1 pseudogene is annotated in these 245 nt (G+C 63.3%); it reads left to right on the top strand.

The annotated features are described in order from the left end of the window. Positions 1 to 245, top strand: a pseudogene (locus EF903_RS33745) (IS630 family transposase); the annotation flags it as partial.

The raw sequence follows: 245 nt of genomic DNA, 5'->3' as shown, positions 1-245 counted from the left end.
AACTGCACTTCACGCCGACCAGCGCGTCCTGGCTGAACCTGGTCGAGCGGTGGTTCGCCGAGCTCACGCAGAAGAAGCTCAAGCGCGGAGTCCACCGCTCCGTCCAAGCCCTCGAACGCGACATCCGAGGCTGGCTCGCCGACTGGAACGAGCACCCCAGACCCTTCGCCTGGACGAAGACAGCCGACGAGATCCTCGACAAAGTCGCTGCCTACTGCCGACGAATCTCTGACTCAGGTCACTAG

The organism is Streptomyces sp. WAC05292 (genome assembly GCF_003949955.1).
In the GTDB taxonomy this organism is placed as follows: domain Bacteria; phylum Actinomycetota; class Actinomycetes; order Streptomycetales; family Streptomycetaceae; genus Streptomyces; species Streptomyces globosus.
This window is presented reverse-complemented; position numbering and strand designations above follow the sequence as displayed.